The sequence below is a fragment of the Sphingomonas sp. Y38-1Y genome (assembly GCF_032391395.1).
Classification (GTDB): domain Bacteria; phylum Pseudomonadota; class Alphaproteobacteria; order Sphingomonadales; family Sphingomonadaceae; genus Sphingomonas.
The window spans coordinates 2,461,454-2,484,385 of the sequence record NZ_CP135916.1; the positions used below are offsets into that span (position 1 = coordinate 2,461,454).

At 68.3% G+C, this 22,932-nt stretch carries 28 protein-coding genes; 13 read left to right on the top strand and 15 right to left on the bottom strand.

All coding sequences use genetic code 11. The annotated features are described in order from the left end of the window. The first annotated feature begins 255 nt into the window (after positions 1-255). The 7 genes from RS883_RS11680 to RS883_RS11710 all read left to right on the top strand — a co-directional run bounded on the left by RS883_RS11680 (position 256) and on the right by RS883_RS11710 (position 7,643). Positions 256-645 carry a GIY-YIG nuclease family protein gene (locus RS883_RS11680; protein WP_315760366.1) on the top strand — a complete coding sequence of 130 codons (390 nt, stop codon included), beginning with the start codon at positions 256-258 and terminating at the stop codon, positions 643-645. Next, positions 642-2,507 (top strand): DNA primase, encoded by a 1,866-nt coding sequence (gene dnaG, locus RS883_RS11685; RefSeq protein WP_315760367.1) that lies wholly within the window; start codon positions 642-644, stop codon positions 2,505-2,507. Before RS883_RS11680 ends, dnaG begins: the two co-directional genes overlap by 4 nt. Before the next feature lie 142 nt (positions 2,508-2,649). After that, complete coding sequence (gene rpoD, locus RS883_RS11690) at positions 2,650-4,680, top strand: RNA polymerase sigma factor RpoD (protein WP_315760368.1); 2,031 nt, start codon at positions 2,650-2,652, stop codon at positions 4,678-4,680. A gap of 202 nt (positions 4,681-4,882) precedes the next feature. After that, positions 4,883-5,089, top strand: a complete 207-nt coding sequence (locus tag RS883_RS11695) for a ParD-like family protein (RefSeq protein WP_315760369.1) — start codon at positions 4,883-4,885, stop codon at positions 5,087-5,089. 1 nt (position 5,090) lies between these two features. Beyond that, positions 5,091-5,858, top strand: coding sequence for a type I methionyl aminopeptidase (map, locus tag RS883_RS11700; protein ID WP_315760370.1), 768 nt, complete (start codon positions 5,091-5,093; stop codon positions 5,856-5,858). Between the two features lie 74 nt (positions 5,859-5,932). Next, positions 5,933-6,778: an Mbeg1-like protein gene (locus RS883_RS11705; protein WP_315760371.1), complete on the top strand. Its 846-nt coding sequence runs from the start codon at positions 5,933-5,935 to the stop codon at positions 6,776-6,778. Positions 6,779-6,848: 70 nt separating this feature from the next. Then, on the top strand, positions 6,849-7,643 hold the full coding sequence (locus RS883_RS11710) for a hypothetical protein (protein WP_315760372.1): 795 nt from the start codon (positions 6,849-6,851) through the stop codon (positions 7,641-7,643). 198 nt (positions 7,644-7,841) lie between these two features. On the opposite strand, the gene RS883_RS11715 is transcribed toward RS883_RS11710, so the two are convergent. The 15 genes from RS883_RS11715 to RS883_RS11785 all read right to left on the bottom strand — a co-directional run bounded on the left by RS883_RS11715 (position 7,842) and on the right by RS883_RS11785 (position 15,963). Beyond that, on the bottom strand, positions 7,842-8,702 hold the full coding sequence (locus tag RS883_RS11715) for a DUF1521 domain-containing protein (protein WP_315760373.1): 861 nt from the start codon (positions 8,700-8,702) through the stop codon (positions 7,842-7,844). 47 nt (positions 8,703-8,749) lie between these two features. Then, positions 8,750-9,184: a hypothetical protein gene (locus tag RS883_RS11720; RefSeq protein ID WP_315760374.1), complete on the bottom strand. Its 435-nt coding sequence runs from the start codon at positions 9,182-9,184 to the stop codon at positions 8,750-8,752. Positions 9,185-9,293: 109 nt separating this feature from the next. Beyond that, positions 9,294-9,560, bottom strand: coding sequence for a hypothetical protein (locus tag RS883_RS11725; protein ID WP_315760375.1), 267 nt, complete (start codon positions 9,558-9,560; stop codon positions 9,294-9,296). A gap of 45 nt (positions 9,561-9,605) precedes the next feature. Then, positions 9,606-9,893 carry a hypothetical protein gene (locus tag RS883_RS11730; RefSeq protein ID WP_315760376.1) on the bottom strand — a complete coding sequence of 96 codons (288 nt, stop codon included), beginning with the start codon at positions 9,891-9,893 and terminating at the stop codon, positions 9,606-9,608. Positions 9,894-9,910: 17 nt separating this feature from the next. After that, complete coding sequence (locus RS883_RS11735) at positions 9,911-10,198, bottom strand: hypothetical protein (RefSeq protein ID WP_315760377.1); 288 nt, start codon at positions 10,196-10,198, stop codon at positions 9,911-9,913. A 27-nt stretch (positions 10,199-10,225) separates the two neighbouring features. Continuing rightward, a complete protein-coding gene (locus RS883_RS11740; protein WP_315760378.1) occupies positions 10,226-10,519 on the bottom strand; it encodes a hypothetical protein in 294 nt (97 codons plus the stop codon). Between the two features lie 81 nt (positions 10,520-10,600). Continuing rightward, positions 10,601-11,200, bottom strand: coding sequence for a hypothetical protein (locus tag RS883_RS11745; protein ID WP_315760379.1), 600 nt, complete (start codon positions 11,198-11,200; stop codon positions 10,601-10,603). Between the two features lie 120 nt (positions 11,201-11,320). Continuing rightward, the gene (locus tag RS883_RS11750; RefSeq protein WP_315760380.1) at positions 11,321-11,677 is read right to left on the bottom strand and encodes a helix-turn-helix transcriptional regulator; all 357 of its coding nucleotides are present in this window, start codon (positions 11,675-11,677) and stop codon (positions 11,321-11,323) included. Next, the gene (gene sctT / locus RS883_RS11755; RefSeq protein WP_315760381.1) at positions 11,674-12,468 is read right to left on the bottom strand and encodes a type III secretion system export apparatus subunit SctT; all 795 of its coding nucleotides are present in this window, start codon (positions 12,466-12,468) and stop codon (positions 11,674-11,676) included. The genes RS883_RS11750 and sctT overlap by 4 nt, the downstream gene beginning before the upstream one ends. Then, positions 12,468-12,737 (bottom strand): type III secretion system export apparatus subunit SctS, encoded by a 270-nt coding sequence (sctS, locus tag RS883_RS11760; RefSeq protein ID WP_315760382.1) that lies wholly within the window; start codon positions 12,735-12,737, stop codon positions 12,468-12,470. The genes sctT and sctS overlap by 1 nt, the downstream gene beginning before the upstream one ends. Before the next feature lie 228 nt (positions 12,738-12,965). After that, positions 12,966-13,622, bottom strand: coding sequence for a type III secretion system export apparatus subunit SctR (gene sctR / locus RS883_RS11765; RefSeq protein ID WP_315760383.1), 657 nt, complete (start codon positions 13,620-13,622; stop codon positions 12,966-12,968). Positions 13,623-13,625: 3 nt separating this feature from the next. Continuing rightward, positions 13,626-13,898 carry a FliM/FliN family flagellar motor C-terminal domain-containing protein gene (locus tag RS883_RS11770; protein WP_315760384.1) on the bottom strand — a complete coding sequence of 91 codons (273 nt, stop codon included), beginning with the start codon at positions 13,896-13,898 and terminating at the stop codon, positions 13,626-13,628. After that, positions 13,899-14,537, bottom strand: a complete 639-nt coding sequence (locus RS883_RS11775) for a hypothetical protein (RefSeq protein WP_315760385.1) — start codon at positions 14,535-14,537, stop codon at positions 13,899-13,901. Continuing rightward, entirely contained in the window at positions 14,534-14,827 is a 294-nt protein-coding gene (fliO, locus tag RS883_RS11780; RefSeq protein WP_315760386.1) for a flagellar biosynthetic protein FliO, read from the bottom strand. The genes RS883_RS11775 and fliO overlap by 4 nt, the downstream gene beginning before the upstream one ends. Further along, the gene (locus RS883_RS11785; RefSeq protein WP_315760387.1) at positions 14,824-15,963 is read right to left on the bottom strand and encodes an EscU/YscU/HrcU family type III secretion system export apparatus switch protein; all 1,140 of its coding nucleotides are present in this window, start codon (positions 15,961-15,963) and stop codon (positions 14,824-14,826) included. The genes fliO and RS883_RS11785 overlap by 4 nt, the downstream gene beginning before the upstream one ends. Positions 15,964-16,409: 446 nt before the next feature. On the opposite strand from RS883_RS11785, the gene RS883_RS11790 reads away from it, so the two are divergent. From RS883_RS11790 to RS883_RS11815, 6 genes are read left to right on the top strand one after another with little or no spacing between them, the layout of a single operon-like run. Then, on the top strand, positions 16,410-17,198 hold the full coding sequence (locus tag RS883_RS11790; protein ID WP_315760388.1) for a lytic transglycosylase domain-containing protein: 789 nt from the start codon (positions 16,410-16,412) through the stop codon (positions 17,196-17,198). Continuing rightward, positions 17,195-19,159 carry a flagellar biosynthesis protein FlhA gene (locus tag RS883_RS11795; protein WP_315760389.1) on the top strand — a complete coding sequence of 655 codons (1,965 nt, stop codon included), beginning with the start codon at positions 17,195-17,197 and terminating at the stop codon, positions 19,157-19,159. The genes RS883_RS11790 and RS883_RS11795 overlap by 4 nt, the downstream gene beginning before the upstream one ends. Further along, positions 19,156-21,039, top strand: a complete 1,884-nt coding sequence (gene sctC, locus RS883_RS11800; RefSeq protein WP_315760390.1) for a type III secretion system outer membrane ring subunit SctC — start codon at positions 19,156-19,158, stop codon at positions 21,037-21,039. The genes RS883_RS11795 and sctC overlap by 4 nt, the downstream gene beginning before the upstream one ends. Further along, entirely contained in the window at positions 21,036-22,175 is a 1,140-nt protein-coding gene (locus RS883_RS11805; protein ID WP_315760391.1) for a hypothetical protein, read from the top strand. Before sctC ends, RS883_RS11805 begins: the two co-directional genes overlap by 4 nt. A gap of 21 nt (positions 22,176-22,196) precedes the next feature. After that, positions 22,197-22,517 (top strand): hypothetical protein, encoded by a 321-nt coding sequence (locus RS883_RS11810; RefSeq protein ID WP_315760392.1) that lies wholly within the window; start codon positions 22,197-22,199, stop codon positions 22,515-22,517. A gap of 5 nt (positions 22,518-22,522) precedes the next feature. Then, positions 22,523-22,924, top strand: coding sequence for a hypothetical protein (locus RS883_RS11815; RefSeq protein ID WP_315760393.1), 402 nt, complete (start codon positions 22,523-22,525; stop codon positions 22,922-22,924). Positions 22,925-22,932 lie beyond the last annotated feature (8 nt).

The following is a 22,932-nucleotide window of genomic DNA, read 5'->3' on the forward strand; positions in this document are numbered from 1 at the left end:
GGGAACCGGCAGCGTTTGCGGCACGTCCTTCGACAAGTTCAGGACGAACGGTGGATTGTCGTCCTCCTATCGTTTGTAGCTTGGGATTACGCCCCCTCCACGTTCGTCCTGAGCTTGTCGAAGGACGTGTCTGAGGCTGCTCTCTCGCTTGCCGAAGAGCGTACTCGATCCCCCCGTTCGTCCTGAGCTTGTCGAAGGACGTGCCAAACGCGATCCGTTCTCGACCGGATCGCCCTACTCTGTCATGAGCCAGGAATGGCGTTCTGGGCTTATCTTCTGCGCTGCGCCGACGACAGCTTCTACGCGGGGCACACCGACAATCTCGACGCTCGGATCGCTCAGCATCTTGCCGGAAAGGGCAGCGACTTTACTGCGCGCCGCCAGCCGCTGACACTCGTCTGGTCACAGGATTTCGCCAGCCGCATCGAAGCGCTCGAGGCCGAGCATCGGATCAAGGGATGGTCGCGCGCGAAGAAGGCGGCGTTGATCGCCGGTGACTGGGCCTTGATTTCGCAACTGGCATCATTCGGGGCACGTCCTTCAACAAGCTCAGGACGAACGGACTTGGGAAGTGTAGACGCTTCTTTCCCCGTTCGTCCTGAGTTTGTCGAAGGGCGTGCCGCAACCGCACCACTCGCCCCATGACCCTAACCCCCGCCTTCCTCGACGAGCTCCGCGCCCGCACCACGCTCTCCGCGCTCGTCGGACGCACGGTCAAACTCCAGCGCGCCGGGCGCGAACACCGTGCCTGCTGTCCGTTCCACAACGAGAAATCGCCAAGCTTCTACGTCAACGACGAGAAGGGGTTTTATCACTGCTTCGGGTGCGGGGCGCATGGCGATGCGATTCGGTGGCTGACCGACAACCAGGGCCTGCCCTTCATGGATGCGGTCAAGGAGCTCGCGCAGGCCGCCGGCCTCGACCTGCCCGCCCCCGATCCGCGCGCCGCGCAGAAGGCGGAGCGGGCCAAGTCGCTTCACGACACGATGGCGGCGGCGGCGAAGTGGTTCGAGGAACAGCTCTGGGGCCTGGGCGGCGAGGAAGCGCGCGGCTTGCTCGATCGGCGCGGGGTCAAGGCGGAGACGGCGCGAACCTTCGGCCTCGGCTTCGCGCCGGACAGCCGCGGGCGGCTGCGCCAGGCGCTCTCCGAGTTCGGCGACGCGATGCTGCTCGAATGCGGCCTCCTGATCGCGGTCGACGGCAAGGAGCCCTATGACCGGTTCCGCGGCCGGCTGATGATCCCGATCCGCGACGCGCGCGGCCGCGTGATCGCGTTTGGCGGCCGGATCATCGGCGCGGGCGAGCCCAAATATCTGAACTCGCCGGAAACGCCGCTCTTCGACAAGGGGCGCACGCTCTACAATCTCGACCGCGCGGGCGCCGCGTCGCGCAAGGCGGGGCGCGTGATCGCGGTCGAGGGCTATATGGACGTGATCGCGCTCGCCCAGGCCGGGTTCGGCGAGGCGGTGGCGCCGCTCGGTACCGCGCTGACCGAGCAGCAGCTCGAGCGGCTGTGGCGAATGGCCGACGTGCCGATCCTCTGCTTCGACGGCGACGCCGCGGGCCAGAAGGCCGCGATCCGCGCCGCCACCCGCGCGCTACCGATGCTGGCGCCGGGTCGCAGCCTCTCGTTCGTGACGCTGCCCGGTGGGCAGGACCCCGACGATTATGTCCGCTCGGCTGGAGCCCCCGCGATGGAAGCAGCGCTCACCGGCGCCGAACCGCTGGTCGAGCGGCTGTGGCGCCACGCCACCGATGCGCCGGCGACCACGCCCGAGGAGCGCGCCGGCCTTCGCGCGCGTCTGGCCGAGCAGGCCGACACCATCGCGCATACCGGCGTGCGCGCCGAATATCATGCCGACTTCAAGAACCGCTTTTTCGAGCAGTTCTCCCGCCGCTCCGCCCCGCCGCCGCCACAGCGCGCGGCCCAGCCCCGCGGCCGCTTCGGCCCGCGCGGCTGGCAACCGCCAGAAGCGCCGCCGGGTGACGAAGCTCGGGCGGTCGGCACCGGCGGTATCGACCGCGTGCTCGCAAAGGCGGTGCTCGCCGGACTGATCCGCCACCCGGCGGAAATCGCCCGCCACATGGAGATCCTCGGCTCGCTGCGCCTTGCCGACGGCGCGCTCGCCCGCGCGTTCGAGGCGGTGGTCGATCTGGCGATCGAGGACCATGCGCTCGATCATTCCCGCCTAGTCACGATCTTGGCCCGATCGGGGTTCGATCAGGTGGCGAACGACCTGCTCCGGGCAGACTCCCTTCCCTTCTCGTTTACGCATGCCGGTGCTGATCCCAGCCGCGCCGCTGCCGATCTCGACGAGGCGATTGCCGTTATGGTCACGCTCCCACGTGTTGATGCAGCCCTAGCCGACGCGACGTCGGCGATCATGGCCGGCTGGTCCGAAGAAGCTTGGTCACGTCAACAGACGTTGCTCCAGGAGCAGCAGCGGTTGAAGGCACGGCTCGAAAGGTTGGCGCACGCAGAGGAGGACGGCGACGCGCTCGGGTGATGGTTGATCCCTGTGGCGCAATCCCCATATCGCCCCAACAATCGTGGAGCGGCGCGCTCATGCGAGTTGCAAAATCCATACCGATAGGCATGAAGAGGCGCATTCGTTGTATAATGCGCCATCGGGTAATCGAGGGCATTTGATGGCGAAGTCGAACGGTGGCGGCGGTGAGGACACGATCGAGGTTGGCGACGCGCCGCTGATCGACCTCAACGAAGGCTCGATCAAGAAGCTGGTCGCGCGTGCCAAGAAGCGCGGCTACATCACCGTCGACCAGCTGAACGAGATGCTGCCGCAGGACCAGATGTCCTCCGAGCAGATCGAGGACATCATGGCAGCGCTCAACGACATGGGCGTGAACGTCGTCGAGAACGAGGAAGCCGGCGAGGACGCCGAGCCCGACGACGACAGCCAGGACGAGGCCGAGACGTCCGAGAGCCAGGACGACAGCGCCCCGGCCTTCGAAGCGCCCAAGAAGAAGGAGACGGTTGATCGCACCGACGATCCCGTCCGCATGTACCTGCGCGAGATGGGGGCGGTGGAGCTCCTGTCGCGCGAGGGCGAGATTGCCATCGCCAAGCGGATCGAGGCTGGCCGCGACACGATGATCCTGGGGCTGTGCGAAAGCCCGATCACCTTCAACGCGATCATCAACTGGTCGACCGCGCTCAACGAAGGCACGATGCAGCTTCGCGAGATCCTCGATCTCGACGCGATGCTGTCCAAGGACCCCGCCCCCGAATCGCTGTCCGAGGACGGCGAGGACGACGGCGAGATTTCGGAAAAGAATGCCGGCCCGTCGTTCAAGGACGAGGACGAGCCCGAAGAGGCGCCCGCCGACGACGACGAGGAGTCGATGACCGAGCGGCGCACGCCGCGCCCGTCGGACGATGACGAGGAGGACAACACCCTCTCGCTCGCCCAGATGGAAGAGACGCTGAAGCCGCAGGCGCTGGAAAAGTTCGCCAGCATCACCGCGCTCTACAAGACCTTTGCCAAGGTTCAGGGCAAGCGGCTGGACGCGATGGCGGCCGGCGGCGAGCTCACGTCGGCCGAGGAGAAGAAGTACCAGAAGCTCCGCGAGGAGCTGACGGCCGAGGTCGAGAGCGTCCAGTTCCACCAGGCCAAGATCGAGTATCTCGTCGACCAGCTCTACAGCTTCAACCGGCGCCTGACCGCGCTCGGCGGCCAGATGCTGCGCCTGGCCGAGCGGCACAAGGTCAACCGCAAGGACTTCCTCGACCGCTATATGGGCCACGAGCTCGACGAGCAGTGGCTGGCCTCGGTCGGCGGGCTCGACAAGAAGTGGAAGGCGTTCGCCGAGAACGAGGGCGGCGCGGTCGACCGCATCCGCATCGAAATCGCCGAGATCGCGCAGTCGACCGGCATGGCGCTCGGCGAGTTCCGCCGCATCGTCAACATGGTCCAGAAGGGCGAGCGCGAGGCGCGGATCGCCAAGAAGGAGATGGTCGAGGCCAATCTGCGCCTCGTGATCTCGATCGCCAAGAAGTACACCAACCGCGGCCTTCAGTTCCTGGACCTCATCCAGGAAGGCAATATCGGCCTGATGAAGGCGGTCGATAAGTTCGAGTATCGCCGCGGCTACAAGTTCTCGACCTATGCGACGTGGTGGATCCGTCAGGCGATCACCCGCTCGATCGCCGACCAGGCGCGCACGATCCGCATCCCGGTCCACATGATTGAGACGATCAACAAGCTGGTGCGGACCAGCCGCCAGTTCCTCCACGAGCAGGGCCGCGAGCCCACGCCCGAGGAGATGGCGGAGCGGCTGTCGATGCCGCTCGAAAAGGTCCGCAAGGTGATGAAGATCGCCAAGGAGCCGATCAGCCTTGAGACGCCGATCGGCGACGAGGAGGATTCGCACCTCGGCGACTTCATCGAGGACAAGAACGCGATCATCCCGGTAGATGCCGCGATCCAGGCGAACCTCAAGGAAACGGTCACCCGTGTCCTCGCCAGCCTCACTCCGCGTGAGGAGCGCGTGCTGCGCATGCGCTTCGGCATCGGCATGAACACCGACCACACGCTGGAAGAGGTCGGCCAGCAATTCTCGGTCACGCGCGAGCGCATCCGCCAGATCGAGGCGAAGGCGCTCCGCAAGCTCAAGCACCCGAGCCGCAGCCGCAAGATGCGGTCCTTCCTCGACCAGTAATCGTGGAGTGTGCCCCGGCGGAGGCGGGGGTCCAGTTGGGAATGGACAACGTGCTCCCGCGAAGGCGGGAGCCCAGGGCCGCAGGCGACAGCGCTCGTGACCCTGGGCTCCCGCCTTCGCGGGAGCACGTGCGTGCCACCGATTGACCCATCAATATACGTTCCATATACGCGGCATATACTCTTCCGCCGAAGGAACCCCGATGGGCATCGTGAAGATCGACGAAACGCTCCACGCCGAGATCCGGCGGGCGAGCGCCGTCATGTGCCGCTCGATCAATGCGCAGGCCGAGTTCTGGATGAAGATGGGCATGCTCGCCGAGGCGAACCCGACGCTCACCTTCAACGAGATCGTGCGGATGCAGCTTGCCGCCGCCGACATCGACCTGCCCGACCTCGCCGCCGCCTGACATGGTCAAGACGCGGGACGAATTGGCGCTAATGCGCAATGCCGGGCGGCTGCTCGCGCGTGTGTTCGAGATGCTCGACGAACAGGACCTTGCCGGCATGTGGACGCTCGAAGTCGATGCGCTGGTCGAGCGGTTCATCACCGAGGATCTCGCCTCGCGGCCCGCGAGCAAGGGGCAATATGGCTATGGCCATGTCCTCAATTGCTCGATCAACCAGGTCGTCTGCCACGGTGTGCCGAGCGCAGACGTGATCCTGCGCGAAGGCGACATCGTCAACCTCGACATCACGCTCGAAAAGCATGGCTTCATCGCCGATTCGAGCAAGACCTACATCGTCGGCGACGCCGCCCCCGCCGCCCGCCGCCTGGTCAAGGTCGCGCAGGAAGCGATGTGGAAGGGCATCGGTCAAGTCCGCCCCAGCAACCATGTCGGCGACATCGGCCACGCGATCGAGCGCCACGCAAAGCGCCACGGCTATTCGGTCGTGCGCGACTATTGCGGCCACGGCATCGGCCGCGAGATGCACGAGGCGCCCGCTGTCCCCGCCTTCGGTCGGCCGGGCACCGGCACGCTGCTGCGCGAGGGCATGACCTTCACGATCGAGCCGATGCTCAACCAGGGCACGCGCCGCGTGGAGACGCTCGACGACGGCTGGACCGTGGTGACCGGCGACGGCCGCCTCTCGGCCCAGTTCGAACACACCGTCGCGGTCACGGCGACTGGCGTCGAGGTGCTCACCCTGCGCGAAGGCGAGCGCGTCCCGGCCTGACCTAGTCGTTGCGACTATGTTGCCGCTGGCCTCATGCGCCTACCCTCCGGACATCCTCTCAGGAGTCGTCCGCGATGATCGAAGCCGCCGCCGCCCGCATCGCCCCCGCGACGCCTCAGCCGAGCGCGCTGTCGCCCCAGCCGATGCTCGCCCCCGTAGCCGCCTCGCGGATAGCTGCGAATGACGGCCTCTCGCCAGATCAGGTCCGCGCCAACGCGCTCCTGTCCGAGGACGTCTATCGTGCCGAGGCGACGCCGCCCGCCGGCTATCGCGAGGCGAGCGCCGCCGACCTCGACCGTCTCGGCCTCTCGCCCGAGATGCTGGAGCAGCCCGGCTCCTCGTTCCGTGCCCGCGTCTATGCGACGGGCAGCGGCGCGAGCACCGACTATGTCGTCGCCTTTCGCGGATCGCAGACGGGCGAGGACTGGAAGAACAACGTCCAGCAGGCGCTCGGCCTCAACTCCGAAAGCTATGCCAAGGCGCTGGAGATCGGCAAGCAGATCGCCCGAAGCGACGAGCAGGTCAGCTTCACCGGCCACTCGCTGGGCGGCGGGCTCGCCTCTGCCGCGGCGGTGGCGAGCGGGCGCGAGGCGGTGACCTTCAACGCCGCGGGCCTGTCGGGCGACACCATCACCGACGCGCGCGCGATCGCCGCCGCCAGTGGCCGCGGCACCGCCTCGGTCGACGCCTTCCACGTTCCCGGCGAGATCCTGCATGTGCTCCAGCAGGGCGGCGACCGTGCGATCGGCTTTGGCGTCGGCGGCATCGTCGGCGGGCTGATCGCCGACGCGCCGGAGGCCTATGGGACGCAGCACGCGCTCCCCTCCGTCCGACCCGAAGGCGTCAACTGGTTCGAGGGGCTGAACGCGATCGATCGCCATGGCATCGACTGGGTGGTCGCGGGCGCCAACGCGCTCTGACCGGAACCAAGCCGCGCCCGCCGCGCTTGGGGGCCGTGTGCGCGTCGCTCTTGCCCTCCTTCCGCTCCTCATGAGCGGCTGTGCCGAAAGCCCGGCCGCGGCGTGCTTCCGTCCCGGCACCGAGCTGCCTGACCCGGCCACGTCGCCTGCGCCCGATCTGGCGACGGCGCTCGCAAGCGGGCGAGTCGACGAGGCCAGGCGACTGATCGAAGCCGATCCCGGCGCGGCAAAGCGCGGCGAGCTGCTCGCTCATGCCGTGGCGGGCTGCCGTGTCGAGGGCGTGGCACTGATGCTCGACGCCGGTGCCTCGCCCGATGGCGATGGTGGCGGTCTGCCGCTGACGTTGGCGCTGCGGGCGAAGGATGACGCCATGGCGCGACTGCTGCTGAAGCGCGGCGCCTCGCCCAACCCGCGCGGCGCGCCGATCTTGCCGATCCGCACGGTGATCGGCCTCAACGACTTGGCCCGGGCGCAGATGCTGATCGCCGCAGGGCTCGACCTCGAAGCGCTCGAGCGGACCGGACGGCGCGCGCTCCACATCGCCCTGGATCAGGAACGCTTCCGCATCGCCGCGGCGCTGCTCGACGCCGGCGCGGACCCGTTCGCGATTGACGCGGGTGGGGCGAACCTCGGCGCCGCGGTGGTCGGGCCGACCACGACCGACGATCCCACCGAGCTTGCCGCAAAGCAGGCGCTCGCCGGCCGACTCCGCGCGCTCGGCTGGCCCGAGCCGGTGCCGCATGATCGTCAGATCGCGAGGATGGCGATCGAAGGCGCCTGGCCGCCGGCCGGTGCGCGAGGCGCGCGCCCGGTACCGCTGGAAGTGCTCGCCCTCATTCGCGAGCGGACAAAGCCGCCGCGCTAGCCAGCATTGTGCCCCGGCGAAGGCCGGGGCCCAGTTGGGAAAGCCCGAATTGTTTCGCGCACCAGCAGAGACGCTCCAACTGGGCTCCGGCCTCCGCCGGGGTACAAAATGAAAGTGCTCCCGCGAAGGCGGGAGCCCAGAGCCACGATCGCTACCACTTGGCGCCCTGGGCTCCCGCCTGCGCGGGAGCACGCAACCTCAAACCAGCAGCGGCAATTCGCGGAACGGCTCGCGTGCCGGGCCGTCCAGCGCCGTGCCCATCTCGACCGCCATGCCGAACAGCAGGAAAGCGCCCAGGAACTGACCGATCTCGCCGAAGCTCGGCATCATGCTGTCGGGACCATAGAGCCCACCCGGCCGCGTCGCGTCCAGATCGGCCTGCGTCGCGACCTCGCCGGTCAGCTCCGACCGCCAGCCCGACCCGGTCGCATTCTCCTGAAGCACGAACCCGTCGCGAGTCGCCGCGTCCAGCGCCTGGCCGTTCTGCGACATCGACACCGACAGGTCGCCGAGCTGGTTCTGGCTGATCCCGTCGACCACGATCGCATTGTCGCCGTTGGTGATCGTCAGCTTCGACGCGACATAGGCGTCGGGATTGTCGCCGAACGGCTCGGTGCCGATCGTGATCTTGGTCCCGTTCTCGAGCTGGAAGGTGGTCTGGCCCCAGAAGTCGTAGACGTGCTTGCCGTCGACCTCGACATGCGGGTCGCCCCAGATGCGCGTGGTCTCGCCGGTGTTGTCGTTGCGGATCGTGATTTCCGAATTCCGCTCGTCGAGCTGGAGCGTGTACCCGTCGCCCAGGTCGATGCCGCCGGTATGCTCGCCGGTCAGTTGCGCCTGCCAGCTCGCCTGCGGGATGGCCGAGAAGCTGCCGCCCGTCATCTGCCCCGCCTGCACCTGATACGCGCTGGCGAGCGCGCGAAAGGCGAGCGCGCCCGCTTCCAGCCGGTCGGCAAACTGCGCGGCGATTCGACCGCCCATCATCAGCCCGGCGGCGGCGCCCAGCTGGCTTGCGGCGGCGCCGGCCATGAACCCTGCCTTGAAGCTCGCGTCGATCATCGTTGCGTCCTTTCCTGTCGTTCGGGGATCGGCAGGACGCGCGCGGATCAGCGCGACGCTTCCAGCCGGGCGGTGACTTCGTCCAGAAACTCGGCGACGCCTTCGACGCCCTCGCGGCCGGGGGCATAGGCCGCGAGGGCATCGTCGACGCGCTCCAGCGTGCTCCCGTCGACGCGCGCCGCCATATGGGCGGCGATCGTTCCCGCGAGCGCCTCGATGGCGCGCATCAGCTCGCCCTCCGCGGCCGGTGCGCTGCCGGGGAAGTGACCGGCCGCCATGTCGGCGACCTCTCGCAGGCGATAGGGGTCGGCGGAGGGCACGCGGCCCCGGCCATCGATCCCCAACTCGCCCAGGATCCGACCGACCACCGCCAGGGCCACGCCGCGGACGCTCGCCTCGCCCACGCTGGCGGGCGAGCGGCCGTCGCGACCCGCCGGGTCGATGGGGCCAAGCGGCCCGGTATGGATGCGGTCGATCGTCATGTCTCTTCCCGATCAGCGTTGTGCCAGTGAGGGGCGCGAAGCGCGCTCCGCGAAACGCTTATGAGGGATAGTCGGAACGATTAGGCGTGGCGAGACGGCGGCCGGACGATCAATAGCCGAGCCGGTCGCAAAGCGCGTACATCTGCTTCACGCGCGGATCGTCGGCGCCGAAGCGCGCGCGGATCGAGGCGCGCTGTGCGCAGGTCGACCGCGCCTTCGCAGAGGTTTCCGCGCGCGATGCCGCTCGGCCGCTGCGCGACGAATGCGCGCGCATCGTCGTACTGAGCACCGCGCCCTGCCCCGTCGCCACGGGGTCGATCTGCGCCGATGCCGGTAAGGCGCCGACGATTGCGGCCGCGCCGAGGGCAGGGATCAAGATGGACCGAAGCACGGTCGGCAAGCGGATCATGGAAGACTCTGTTTAGCGATAGCCGGCACGCGCGCACAGCCGCAGCAATGCCGGATCGCCGGCGCCAGCCGCGACACGTCGCGTCGCGGCCGCGCACTTCGCGCGCGCGATCGCCGCGTTCGATCGTTCGCCGCGTCGATTGCCCTGGTTCGCGCGCAGGATCGAGCGCGTCGTGGCGCCGTGCAGCACGGCTTGGCCGTGGTCCTGAAGCTGCGTCGTGGGAAGCTCCTGCGCGCCGGCGCTCGTTGCGCAGGCGCCCACGAGCAACGCGAGCGCCACAAGTTTGGGGATCGTTGTCACCGGCCTGCCTCGTCGCCTCAATTCAGGCCTGCGCGATGGCGTCCATCGGCCTCGTCGAACGCGACCGATCCGCGGGTCGACCCGACCCCATCGGCGGTGGCCGCATCGGGATCGCTATTGTCACCCGCGGGACCCGTTTCGCCATGCGCGACGCGCGGCGGCGAAGCGGTTTCGCTGCGTACCATTGCGTGACCCGCACTGTCGGCCAAGTCGCCCATATCGTCGTCTGACTTCTGCTCGCCGGGCGTCCGGACTCCGAGCTGTGACCGAAGGCTGGTCAGCTCTCCACTGATCGAAGCGACCATGACGCCGTCTCCCGAATGTCGGCGCGGTTAGTATCCCGCACGTGCGCACAGCGCGTTGAGACGCTGCACCTTGGGGTGGTTCGCGCCCAGATTCGCGGCGGCACGACCGCGATTGGCACAGGTGGCGGCGGCCGAGCTGCGCGAGGTGCGACTGCGCGACGTGCGCTGGCCACCGTTACGATAGGCCTCGCGGACGCCGTGGTTCATGACCTCGCCAAGTCCCGCCTGGACAGGATCCATCGCCGGGGAAATATCCTGCGCCGCCGCCGGAATGGCCACCGGTGAAAGGATCAGTGCGGCTGCCAACATCTTGAAACGCATGGGAACCTCCGCAATCGTTGGACCATGTTGGAGGTCCAGCCGCAAGGCCGAACCCCCGACATGTGTCGATAGCGCGATGAATTACTGCTTACGCGCCATGTTCGCCATCGCTTCACCGATCGCCTTGATCGACGTGCTGGCGGCGTTCGAGACCATGCTGAACTGCTGCGCGACCGTCGTGAACTCGGTCGAAAGGCTCGCGTCGCCGTCCTTGATCTGCTGCGACAGCGATTCCATTTCGTCACCCAGCTCGTTGAGTGTCGACCCGAGCGAGCGTGCGATCGCCATCAGCCAGCCTGGCGCCTTGCCGCCGCCGCGCGCCGACTTGGCATCGTCACCCTCCGACACGTCACGCGCCATGTCTTGGATGAATTCGTTGAGCTCGCGCTGCTGATCGCCGATCTCGGCCGGGCTGGCACCCGTCTCGCGACCGAGCTGTTCGATTGCCTGGTCGAGGTTCTGGGCCGAGCCCTGAACATCGCCCATCGAGCCGGCGAACGCGCCCTGCGCCATGTCGATCGCCGACTGCGGCAGCCCCAGGTTTTGGCCGAGCTGCTGGATGAACTGCTGGCCGATCTGCGACACCATCTGCATCGCCAGCTGGCTGACGATCCCGCCCACCGGGCCGAGCATCGAGGTGGCGAGGAGCGAAACCGGGTTGATACCGCCGAAACCGAACATCGTCTGTCTCCTTGAAACCGTCTGTACCGGGCGGCTTCGCTGCGCCGCCGTCCCCATCCTTTTCGCCGATCCGCCCCGCCGCCACACTCACCGATCCGACTAGCGGCCTAGTCGAATCGCTTAGCTGAGCGGATGGAACAGCACGCCGGCGAGCGCGATCAGCTCCCGCACGCCGTCCAGCTCCAGCTTGCGGCACATGTTGTTGAGGTGGACGCGCACCGTGTTCTCGCTGATGACGAGCAGCGTCGCGATGTCGGCATTGGCGCGCCCCCAGCCCAGGAAGCGGAGGACCGCCGCTTCCGTCCGGGTCAGCGTCTGGATCGACTCGATGTGGCGCGCGGGGATGCGGCTCTTGGGAATGCGGAACTCGCCGATCAGCTCCTCTTCCTCGGCGGCGACCGCATCGGCCTTGCGCAGGAGCCGCATCAGCTCGCGAAGGCGCGCTTCCTCGGCGGGGTCGAAACTGTCCTCGCTCATCGCGCTAATGCTCCGATCACCGCCTTCACCACGCCGCCGCGCTGGGCGAGGTCGTTGACCACCGCCTGCGCGATCGCGGGCACCAGCATGACGATCAGCAACGTCGCCGCCCAGCTTTTGAGCGACAGCGACAGCGAAAACACGTTGAGCTGCTGCGCGAAGCGGTTGAGCAGCCCGAGGCCGGCATCGATGACATAGAGCACCATGATGACCGGTGCCGAGACGAGGAAGGCAAGCATCATCAGCCGTCCGAACTCGTTTTCGAAGACGCGCAGCGACCCCATGTCCAGACTGGGCCAATCCGCGGCGATCGGCCAGATCGCATAGCTTTCGATCACCGTGCCGACGAGCAGCAGCAACCCGCCCGACGCCACGAAGATGACATTGGCCAGCCGTCCGAGAAAGGCGCCGTTCAGCGAGGTCATGTTGCCACCCATCGGCTCCAGGATCTGGCCGATCGTCGCGCCCACCTTGGCATCGATGATCTCGCCCGCCGCCTCGATCGCCCAGAGAAGCGTGCCGAAGAAGAAGCCGATGACGAGGCCGGCGGCGGCTTCCTTGAGCAGCATCCGTGCCCACTGGATCGCGCCCATCGCGTTGGGGTCGACCGACGGCTGCATGACGAAGGCGACGCCGCCCAGCGTCAGGATGATCGCGTTGCGGACGGTCGGCGGGATGATGTCCTTGGCGAACACCGGAACGAGCACGAACGCGAAGCCGAACCGCGCCGAGGCGAGCGCGACGAGCAGCAACTGCGCACCCCAGGGCTGCGACGCGATGCCACCCCCCATCAGCTGCGCACCATCCCCGCGAAGCCCGAAAAGATCTGGTCGCTGAACGTATAGAGGCTGCCGCCGAGCAGCCCCGCGGTGACGAACAAGGTCGCGACGACCGCAAAGAACTTCAGCGTATATTGCAGCGTCTGTTCCTGAAGCTGCGTCGCCGCCTGCACGATCGCGACGAGCAGGCCCACAGCGGACGCCGCGATGATCGGCGGCGCGGAGAGCAGGAGGACCAGCCACAGGGCCTGCGTGGTGACGGAGAGGATGGACTCGGTCATGCCACTTGCCCCGCCCTGATCCACCGTTTGGGCTGAGCTTGTCGAAGCACGTGCGCCGAAGCGCCGACACCCCAGACACGTCCTTCGACAAGCTCAGGACGAACGGGATGTGGGTCAGCCCTACCCACCCCGTTCGTGCTGAGCCTGTCGAAGCACGTGCGCCGAAGCGCCGACGCCCGAGACACGTCCTTCGACAAGCTCAGGACGAACGGAGGTTGCCCGCCGCTCTCAAACATAGCTCAGCACCAGATTGTGGCTGATCTTCACCCACCCATCGACCAGCACGAACAACAGGAGCTTGAACGGCAAGGATATGGTCACCGGCGACAACATCATCATGCCGAGCGCCAACAGGATGTTCGAGATGACCAGGTCGATGACGAGGAACGGCAGGAACAACAGAAAGCCGATCTGGAACGCCGTCGTCAGTTCCTTCACGATGAAGGCCGGGATGACGACGATGAAGTCGGTCGGCGCCGCCGCCTGGGTGTTGGTCTTGGCGGCAACGCGCGCCTGCGTACGCACGAAGAACTCGCGCTCGCCGGGATCGCTATGCTCGATCAGGAAGGCGCGCAGCGGCTCCTTGGCGCGGTCGGCGGTGGAAAAGATCTGATCGGCCTGCTGCGCGCTCGCCGCGACGTTCGGCCCGGCGGCAACCTGCATCTGCTGGATCGTCGGATACATGACATAGAGCGACAGGATCAGCGCCAGCCCGTTGAGGACGAGATTGGGCGGCACCTGCTGAAGCCCCAATGCATTGCGCACCAGGCTCAGCACGACGACGATCTTGGTGAAGCTCGTCACCATCACCGCGAAGAAGGGCGCCAGCGCAATGAGCACGACGGTGACGAGCGCCGTGCCGGGCGTGAAGGCCGAGAGGTCCATCGATCAATCCCCGATCAGGACGCCGTACGCATCGCCCACCGACACCAATGTGCCGCGCGCGAACGGCTTGCCCGCGGCGAGCAGGCGGACGGGGATGCCGCCGCCGTCGGTGGCGGCATCGACGGGCACGACGCTGCCGGCCGCCAGTCCCTGGATCTGCCCGAGCGCGAGGGCGCCCGCATCAATCTCGATCGTGACGGACACGCCGAAGCGCGCGTCGGGTGGCGGCGGCGCAGCCGGTTCGGCAGCGGCGGGGCGTTCGGTCAGGTCCTGCATTCAGGATGCTCCGATGGAATGGATGTGAAAGGCGGATCGGGCGGCATCGAACCGCCCCGAACAGGTCCGGCCCGCGACCGTCAGCCGCGCGGGCAGCGACGCGCCGCCCAGCAGCAGCAGGTCACCGGGTGCGAGCGAGGCAGCGTCATGCGGCGCGAGCTTCGGTCCCTCGACACTCAGCATCGCCGGCAGCGAGAGTGCGGCGATCAGCTCCGGCGCGAAGTCAGGGCGCGCCGGCAGCAGCGCCAGCGTGGTCGGCACCGAGAGGCGAAGACGGGAGGCGCCGCCATGGTCGATCGTGACGATCACCCCTTCGCCGGGCTCGGCGGCCAGCGTGTCGGGATCGAGCGTGAGGCCCAGCGCCGCCTCGATCGCGGCGACCAGCGGCTCGGCCCGCTCGATCGCCGCCGCCGCGCCGACGCCGTCGCCGGCGTCGAGCCGCAGCGGCGCGCCGTCCAGCCGGTCGACCGCCAGCGCCGCGCCATTGTGGAAGCGAAGCCAGTCGCCGCGCCGCTCAGGCTCGGCATCGATCCGCGCCGACAGGACGAGCCCGTCGACGCGCACGCCGTTCAATGCCGCCAGCGCGACGCGCCGCAGTTCGGCCTCGGCCGGATCGATCGCGGGGAGCGTCAGCGTCATGCCAGCGGCTCCGGCTCACCCGCGGGCCAGCTCTTGAGCAGGCTGATGCCGCCCGCGGTCACGCCGACCAGCATGACCTCGCCGCGCGCCTCGATCAGCACGACGCGCTCGGTCTGCCCCAGCGGCATCGCGCGCAGGAAGCGGATCGGCCGCTCACCCTCGCTCTCGGCGGTCTGGAAGCGGTCCTGCCAGCGACGCAGTCCCTTCAGCAGGACGAAGGCGAGCCCCAGCACCACCGCCAGCGCGATGATGACGGCGAGCAGGCTCGACAACACGGTCCACACGCTCATGCCCATTCCCCATGGCCGTCCTCACGCAGGCGCGGCGTTTCGTCGGCGCGGGCGCGGCGCGCCCACAGGATGATCTCGGCAATCACGTCGAACTGGTCCTCCGGGATGACGTCGCCGACGCCCGCCGTGGCAAAGACGGTGCGGGCGAGCGGGATGTTGCGCACGATCGGCACGCCGTTCGCCTCCGCCTCTGCGCGCATCGCGGCGGCGAGCGGCCCCTCGCCCTTGGCGGCGATCACCGGCACCGGGCAGTCTTCGGGGGCGTAGTCCAGCGCGACCGCCAGGTGCGTCGGGTTGGTGAGCAGCACGTTGGCGGTCCCCGCCGCGGCGACGGCGTTCTGGTTGGCCCATTCCTCGTGCATCTGGCGCCGTTGCTGCTTGAGCATCGGGTCGCCTTCATTGTCCTTATGCTCCTGCCGGATGTCGCGGCGGCTCATCATCAGCTTCTTGACGTAGCGATGCTGGACCCAAGCGCGGTCGGCGGCGGCGACCACCAGGAACACCGCGACCGTCCAGCCGACGAGTTGCAGCGTCAGCGACTGGGTAAGCTCCAGGATCGACTGCGCGAGCCGCGGCCCCGCCCGGCTGTCGAGGCCCCAGCCCGCCGCGTGCATCAGCGCCGCGAACTTGTCGATCGAGGCATAGAGGACACCGCCCGTGATCGCGATCACCAGCGATGCCTTGATCAGCGTCTTGAGCAACTCGAACAAATTGTCGGGGCTGAACATCCGCTTCAGCCCCTCGACGGGGTTGAGCTTGGACAGCTCGGGCTTGAGCTTCTCGGTCGTGACCAGCGCGCCGGTCTGGACGAACTCGCCCGCCACGCCGGCCAGCGTCGCCGGGATCAGCACGATCGCGGCGACCGTCAGCACCAGCACGAAGGCACTGGCGCCCAGCGTCGCCACCGTCGCCTCGAACGAGGTCTCGGTCGCATGCGCCAGGCTGAGTTCGGCAAAGTCGGCGATCCGCGCGGCGATCAGCCCCGCGCCGAGCATGAACAGGACACCCCAGGCGACCATCGCAATCGCCGCGCTCATGTCCTTGGATTTGGCGATATCGCCCTTCAGCCGCGCATCGCGCAGCCGCTTGGCGGTCGGTTTTTCGGTCTTGTCGCCGCCTTGATTCTTGTCCGCCATCCGTTACTCCGCCAGCGCCGCGCAGCCCTGGGGCGTCGCGGCGTTGGATCATCGAGTCCGCCCAACAGGGGCGTTGTGGGACGGGGACTTCGTCGCACGGGCAAGTAATGACCCTTAAAAGACGTGGCCGAAATGCGGCGGTCAAGCAGATTCGCGGCCAGGTCGATGAACGGTTTTCGCCCCGCGACGTTACGAGTGCGCAACCAACTCGCTGACCCGAATGGATGATTGTAGCTGCCCGAAGGTTCATTCGGTTCGTCGGGTTTTTTGCATCATTTGAACGCTCCACGCTTTCATCTCGCCGAAAAGCGCAACATTTGAGCAACATTCGGTCGCTAGGCGGCTGAGCGGGGACATGGCGGTTCGGCGTTCTTCGATGCCGCCTTCGTTGCACGGATCGAACCTGATTGCCGCGTTCGCGTGGCCGTCGATGGAGGGGCGAACCCGTGAAGAAGTCGAACTATAAGGTCGCGATTGCCGGCGCATTGCTGTCGGTATTCTTTACGCCTTCTTTGGCAGCCGGGCGTGACGACGACAAGGCGACACGCAAGCTGAAGAAAGAAGCTGAGCGTTACTTCATCGAGTGCCCGGTCGAGGACCAGGTGCGCGTTGCCAATGTCCGCGCGTCCGAACGCTATGCCGCGCTCAGCAATTGCGGCAACCGCATCGTCCATGTGCCACCCACCGTGCTGCCGGCCGACCTCAGCGTCGCGCGCATCATCGGTGTCGAGGATGAGGACGAGGCACCCGCCAAGAAGCGCGCCCGCGAACGCCGCGCCAAGACGCCGGTCGTGATCTCGTCGCACAGCGGCGGCCGGGTGCCCGTCAGCAGCTATGACGCGCACATCTTCCGCACCGCCGCCGCGTACAAGGTCGATCCCTTGTTCCTCCACGCGATCATCGCCACCGAATCGGCCGGCAATCCGAAGGCCGTCAGCTATGTCGGCGCGCGCGGCCTCATGCAGATCATGCCCGCCACCGGCCGCGGCCTGGGCGTCCAGCCGGTCGCGCTGTTCGATCCGGCGGTCAACGTCGATGCGGGGGCGCGCCACCTCAAGCGGCTCCAGAAGCGCTACGGCCGCAACTTCGACCTGATCCTCGGCGCCTACAATGCCGGCGAGGGTGCGGTCGCGCGCTACGGCAACCGCGTACCCCCCTATGCCGAGACGCAGGCCTATGTGCGCAAGGTGATGTCCCGCTATCAGGGCTATCGCCAGGCGGGGCTCGCGCGGTGAGTACGCTCTCCATACTGACGCGGCTGCCGCGCGGCAGCTTCCGCGCCGCCGACATGCTGCTGGTCGGCGGGGTCATCGCGATCGTCGCGCTCTTGATCCTGCCGCTGCCGGCGCTCGTGCTCGACATCCTGATCGCGGCGAACATCACCATCGGCGTGATGCTGCTCCTGAGCGCGCTCTACATCTCCAAGCCGCTCGACTTCTCGACCTTCCCGACGGTGCTGCTGCTCAGCACGCTGTTCCGTCTGTCGCTGTCGATCGCCGCAACGCGGATGATCCTGACCGAGGCGCATGCCGGCCACATCGTCCAGCAGTTCGGCGAGATGGTGGCGGGCGGCGAGCTCGTCGTCGGAATGGTGGTGTTCCTCATCATCACGATCGTCCAATTCATCGTCATCTCGAAAGGCGCCGAGCGCGTCGCCGAGGTCGCGGCGCGCTTCAGCCTGGATGCGATGCCCGGCAAGCAGCTGTCGATCGACAGCGACCTGCGCTCGGGCCTCATCACCAAGGACGAGGCGCGCGCGCGTCGCCGCACGCTGGAGAATGAATCGAAGCTTCACGGCAGCCTCGACGGTGCGATGAAGTTCGTGAAGGGCGACGCCATTGCCTCGATCGTCATCGTGCTCGTCAACCTGATCGGCGGCCTTGCCGTCGGCATGTTCTCCCGCGGCATGGCGATCGGCGAGGCGGTCGAGACCTATTCGATCCTGACGATCGGCGACGGCCTGGTCGCACAGCTTCCCGCGCTGTTCAGCGCGATGGCCGCGGGCCTGCTCGTCACACGGACGACGGATGAAGAGGCCGAACGCGATCTTGGCCCCGCCATCGCCGCACAGATCACCGGCAAGCCGCGCGTGCTGTTCATCGCGGGCGGCATCTGCGTCCTGATGAGCCTGATCCCCGGCTTCCCGGTTTTCGTCTTCCTCGGCCTTGCGCTCGCGCTGCTCGGCGGCGGGGCGATGCAGCACCCGACGACGCGCGCGTGGATCGACGGCAAATGGGCGCGGGTCGACCAGCGACCCGCGGTCATGCCGACCGAGCTCGAAGTCCGCGCCCCCGCCCCGCGCCAGGTCCGCCCGCTCCTGATCGAGGTGGCGGCGCCCGGCCTCGACGCCGCGCGCGTCGCCGCGCTGGCGGAGGGGATCACCGCGATGCTGGAGCGTGTCCAGGCACGCACCGGCCTGCCGCTTCCCGCCGCCGCGATGGAGCCCAAGGCGCTGCCGGCGGGCGAGCCGGGCAAGTGGGCCGCCTATGTCCACGATGCCCCCGTCGCCAGCGGGGCGATCGAGGGCGAGGACCTGACCCAGGTCGCGCCTGCGCTGGAGGCGGTCCTCCGCCGCGAGATCGGCCGCTTTCTCGGCCTTCAGGAAACGACGGCGCTGCTCAACCGCGTCGGCGCGGACTATCCCGACGTCGTCAAGGAAGTCGTTCGCGCCGTCCCCGCCTCCAAGATCGCCGAAGTGCTGCGCCTTCTCGCCGAAGAGGAAGTGCCGCTGCGCAACATGCGCGACGTGCTGGAGGCGATCGCCGAGGCGGGCCAGTCGGAACGCAACGCGATCCCGATCGCCGACCTCACGCGCAATTCGCTCAAGCGCTATCTGTCGCTGCCGCATGTCGTCGACGGACGCTTCCCCGTCCTCGTCGTCGGCGCCGCGCTCGAGCGGTTCCTGCGCGACAATGTCCGCACCATCGACGGCGTCGCCCGCCTGGCGATGGAGCCCGAGCATGCGCGCCAGATGATCGCGATGCTGCGCGAGCAGGTCGCCTCGACCGGCGCGCGCGCGGTGCTGACCGCGTTCGAACTGCGCCGTCCGCTCCGCCGCCTGGTCGGCCCGGACCTCTTCGAGGTGCCGATCCTCGCCTTCAACGAGCTGTCGCCGTCGATCCCCCTCGACGTCGTCGGCCAGCTCGACCGGACCCCTGCCGCCCTTGAGAACAATGACATGGGAGCGACTGAGTGAGCCTTGCACGGACTTTCACGCTGACCGGCACCGCCACCGCGGCGATTGCGGCGCTCGCGCTGCTGGCACCGCAGCCCGGCATCGCCGCCGACCCGCCGTTCCGCACGCGCCCGGTGACGCTCACCCCGCGCAACCAGGACGTCGGCGCGTTCGTGCGCGAATTCTTCTCCGCGGCGGGGCTGACGGTCAACGTCGACGCGCGCGTGACGGGCAAGATCAACGGCCGCTTTTCGGGCGCGCCGGCACAGGTATGGAGCCAGGTGGCGCGCGCCTTCAACCTCGTCGCTTATTATGACGGCTCGGTCGTCACGGTGTATTCGGGCGACCAGGTCGAGAGCCGCACCGTCTCCGTTCCCGCGGGCCGCGCGCCGGAGCTTGCCGCCGGCGTCGCCGATGCGGGCCTTGCCGACGCGACCAACCGCGTCCGCCCCACCGGCAACGCCACGATCCTCGCGACCGGCGTGCCGCGCTTCCTCGACCAGGTGCAGCAGCTCGCCGCCGCCGCGCCCACCCGCGGCCTTCCCGGCGGCGGCGTCGGTCCGCAGACGGCGCAGATCACGCCGGCGGCGGCGCAGGGGCCCTCCTACATCGAACCCTATGAGCTGCGCGTCTTCTACCTGCGCTATGCCCGGGCAGACGATACCAAGCTGGTGGCGGGCGGACGCGAGCTGACGGTGCCGGGGGTCGGCACCTCGCTCAGCCGCATCATGGGCGACGGCTCGTCGGTGTCGGGCGTCGTCGGCGGCACCTATGGCGGTCGCACGATCCGCCAGAGCGCGCAGCGCCTGGGCGGCCGCGGCCTCAACAGCGTCGCGCCCGACCTCGGCCAGACGGCGCAGCTCGCCCCCTATGACGACGAGTATCTGGGCCTGCCGCCGACGCAGCCCGTCCCTGTCGCCAGCGCGCGCGAGCCGAGCCCGCAGGGCGGCCCGCGCATCGCCATCGACCCGTCGCTCAACGCGATCATCGTCCGCGACCGGCCGGAGAACATGCCGGCCTATGAAGGGCTGGTTCGCGCGCTGGACATCGCGCCGCAGATCGTCGAGCTCGAGGCGACGATCATCGACCTCGACATCAACAAGCTGCGCGATCTGGGCATCGACTGGCGCATCCGCAGCCAGGGCTTCAACGCGCTGTTCGGCGGCGACATCCTGCGCCGCTCGGGCAACCCCAACACCGACACCAACCGCTTTGGCGCGCCCAACGAAGGCCTGTCGCTGTCGGGCGTGATCGGCGCCAATCGCGAGTTCATCGGCCGCATCTCCGCGCTGGAGCGAAAGGGCGCGGCCAAGATCGTCTCCCGCCCCCAGATCGTCACCCTGTCGAATATCGAGGCGGTGTTCGACCGGACGCGCACCTTCTACGTCCGCATCGCCGGCGATCGCCAGGTCGACCTGTTCAACGTGACCGCGGGCACGGTGCTGCGCGTCAACCCGCACGTCCTGGTCGACAATGGCCAGCAGCGCATCCGCATGGTCGTGGGTGTCGAGGACGGCACGCTGCTCGACAGCGAGGTCGACAACATCCCCGTGGTCGAGCGCGCCAGCGTCAACACCCAGGCGATGATCAACGAGGGCGAGGGCCTGCTGCTCGGCGGCCTGACCGTCAACCAGCAACTCGACGCCGAATCCAAGATCCCGCTGCTCGGCGACATCCCGCTGCTGGGCGAGCTGTTCAAGACGCGCAGCCGCAGCCGTCGCCAGACCGAACGGCTGTTCCTCATCACCCCGCGCATCATCCGCCTGGATCAGGTGCAGCAGGGCGGCGCCGTTGCAGCGCTGCCGCCGGCGGGCGGGATCAGCGAAGTCTCCGCACGGCTTCCCAGCGGCAATCCGCTGACGCCGCCGGTTCTCGAAAAGGCCACGAAGGGCAAACCATGACCCAACATCGCCAGACCCCCGCCAGCGACCTCGCCGCCGTCCTCCGCATCGTCGGCGGGCGCCTGGCCGGCAAGGACTATCCGCTCGCCCGCGACCGGCGCGTCTGCATCGGCCACGGCCTTGCCAACGACGTCGTCCTGCGCGGCGCCGGCTGTCAGGGCTGCGCGGTCGAGCTGACGCTGGGCGAGGGTTCGGCAAGCCTGCGCGTGCTGTCTGGCCAGGCCGAGCTGCTCGGCCGGACGCTGGGCGAAGGGGATGAGGCGCGGCTGCCCTCCTACCTTCCCTTCCGCCTCGGCGAACATCTGATCGCGCATGGCGAGCGCGAATCGCCGCGCTGGACCGATGCGGAGAGCGTCGCGGTCGGCCCGTGCGCCGCGCCTGTCGCGCCGCTCGCCGCACCCAGCATGCTCGACCGTGCCGAGCAGGTGGGCCGCACCGCGCTGTCCACCGTTGCCGACCGCGTCAGCGCCTTCCACGTCGCCATCGCCAGCGCCGCGATCATGCTCGTCGCCGCTGCCGCCGGCCCTACCGGCGCGTTCATCGAGGAGCAGTTCGGCGGCCCCGCCGCGCTGGAAAGCGCCTATCAGGAGGCCGGCTTCCGCGCGCTGGAGGTCACGCGCAACCCCGCCGGTGGCCTGGTCGTCGCGGGCGCGGTCGAGGACGAGGGCGACATCGCCCGCGTGCGGGAGATCGCCGCCAAGGCATACGGCCCCGTCATGGTCGACGTGAGCTCGGCCCAGAGCCTCGCAAGCGCCGCGACCGACATCCTCACGGCACAGGGCCTCGACGCCCGCGCCGTCCCCTCGGGGCTTGGCGGCATCGCGGTCGAGGCGCCCTATCTGCCTGCCGACCGCCAGGATCAGCTCCGCCAGATCCTGTCGCGCGACCTGCCCGGCCTTCGCCGCGTCAGCTTCCGCGTCGACGACAATCGCGGCGGCAACCCGCTCCAGACCCTGTTCGCCTCGAGCGGATCGGGCCTCGCCACCGTGGTCGAGGATCCCGGCCACATCGTCACCGCCGACGGCTCGCGCTGGTTCCCCGGCGCGGTGCTGCCGACGGGTCATCGCCTCGTTGCCGTCGAAGCCGGTCTCGTCCGCTTCGAAAAGGACGGCCGCGTCGAAGAACTGCGTCTCTGAACCCCCGAAGGAGAGTAACCCGTGACCCAGATCAACAACATGCCGGTCAACACCGACCTTTCGTCCCTCGCGGCCAGCCCGCTGACCAGCCAGCGCAGCAACCGCAACGCGCCCGGCAACTGGTTCGAGGCATTCGCCGCCGCCTGGGGCAATGCGCTCGACCGTCAGGCGTCGGCCATCGAGCAGCGCAGCGACATCATGGCCAACAATGGCGGCGACACGCCCTCGGCCATCACCCAGCTGACCGCCGAATCGATGAAGATGAGCTTTCTGTCGAACAGTTCGCACACCTCGCTCGACAGCGTCTCGAAGGCGCTCGAAACGATGGCGCGCAAGAGCTGAGCGCCATGTCGATCGAAGCCATCGCCGCCCAGGCGGCATCGCCGGAGATGGTCGGGGCCAAGAGCTTCGACATCGCCCCCGCCATGCCGCAGCAGGTGGGGCCACAGGCCGCCGCCCAGTTCGAGAACGCCATGGCGGCCCAGCAGGCGCAGCGCGTCGGCGGGTCCAGCGACGTGCCCCCCGCGGTCAAGGACCTGCTCAGCACGCTCGACAAGGTGAACACGGAGGCCAAGTCGGTGTCGGACTATGCCCGCACCGCCGAAAGCTCCGGCGGCGAGCTGACGCCCGGCGAGATCGTCGAGCTCACCATGCGCTGCCAGGAATTCATGTTCCACTGCCAGCTCACCTCGAACATCGCCAATCGCAGCTCGGACGGTGTCCAGCAGCTGTTCCGCCAGCAGAGCTGAGGCGGACG

Coding starts and splice junctions, on each gene's coding strand:
- RS883_RS11695 (WP_315760369.1), top strand. CDS start 4,883: ATGGGCATCGTGAAGATCGACGAAACGCTCCACGCCGAGATCCGGCGG.
- RS883_RS11710 (WP_315760372.1), top strand. CDS start 6,849: ATGAGCGGCTGTGCCGAAAGCCCGGCCGCGGCGTGCTTCCGTCCCGGC.
- dnaG (WP_315760367.1), top strand. CDS start 642: ATGACCCTAACCCCCGCCTTCCTCGACGAGCTCCGCGCCCGCACCACG.
- RS883_RS11805 (WP_315760391.1), top strand. CDS start 21,036: ATGACCCAACATCGCCAGACCCCCGCCAGCGACCTCGCCGCCGTCCTC.
- RS883_RS11720 (WP_315760374.1), bottom strand. CDS start 9,184: ATGACGATCGACCGCATCCATACCGGGCCGCTTGGCCCCATCGACCCG.
- RS883_RS11680 (WP_315760366.1), top strand. CDS start 256: ATGGCGTTCTGGGCTTATCTTCTGCGCTGCGCCGACGACAGCTTCTAC.
- sctT (WP_315760381.1), bottom strand. CDS start 12,468: ATGGGGGGTGGCATCGCGTCGCAGCCCTGGGGTGCGCAGTTGCTGCTC.
- sctS (WP_315760382.1), bottom strand. CDS start 12,737: ATGACCGAGTCCATCCTCTCCGTCACCACGCAGGCCCTGTGGCTGGTC.
- RS883_RS11775 (WP_315760385.1), bottom strand. CDS start 14,537: ATGACGCTGACGCTCCCCGCGATCGATCCGGCCGAGGCCGAACTGCGG.
- RS883_RS11785 (WP_315760387.1), bottom strand. CDS start 15,963: ATGGCGGACAAGAATCAAGGCGGCGACAAGACCGAAAAACCGACCGCC.
- RS883_RS11740 (WP_315760378.1), bottom strand. CDS start 10,519: ATGCGTTTCAAGATGTTGGCAGCCGCACTGATCCTTTCACCGGTGGCC.
- sctR (WP_315760383.1), bottom strand. CDS start 13,622: ATGGACCTCTCGGCCTTCACGCCCGGCACGGCGCTCGTCACCGTCGTG.
- RS883_RS11735 (WP_315760377.1), bottom strand. CDS start 10,198: ATGGTCGCTTCGATCAGTGGAGAGCTGACCAGCCTTCGGTCACAGCTC.
- RS883_RS11770 (WP_315760384.1), bottom strand. CDS start 13,898: ATGCAGGACCTGACCGAACGCCCCGCCGCTGCCGAACCGGCTGCGCCG.
- RS883_RS11750 (WP_315760380.1), bottom strand. CDS start 11,677: ATGAGCGAGGACAGTTTCGACCCCGCCGAGGAAGCGCGCCTTCGCGAG.
- rpoD (WP_315760368.1), top strand. CDS start 2,650: ATGGCGAAGTCGAACGGTGGCGGCGGTGAGGACACGATCGAGGTTGGC.
- RS883_RS11815 (WP_315760393.1), top strand. CDS start 22,523: ATGTCGATCGAAGCCATCGCCGCCCAGGCGGCATCGCCGGAGATGGTC.
- map (WP_315760370.1), top strand. CDS start 5,091: ATGGTCAAGACGCGGGACGAATTGGCGCTAATGCGCAATGCCGGGCGG.
- fliO (WP_315760386.1), bottom strand. CDS start 14,827: ATGAGCGTGTGGACCGTGTTGTCGAGCCTGCTCGCCGTCATCATCGCG.
- RS883_RS11745 (WP_315760379.1), bottom strand. CDS start 11,200: ATGTTCGGTTTCGGCGGTATCAACCCGGTTTCGCTCCTCGCCACCTCG.
- RS883_RS11715 (WP_315760373.1), bottom strand. CDS start 8,702: ATGATCGACGCGAGCTTCAAGGCAGGGTTCATGGCCGGCGCCGCCGCA.
- RS883_RS11705 (WP_315760371.1), top strand. CDS start 5,933: ATGATCGAAGCCGCCGCCGCCCGCATCGCCCCCGCGACGCCTCAGCCG.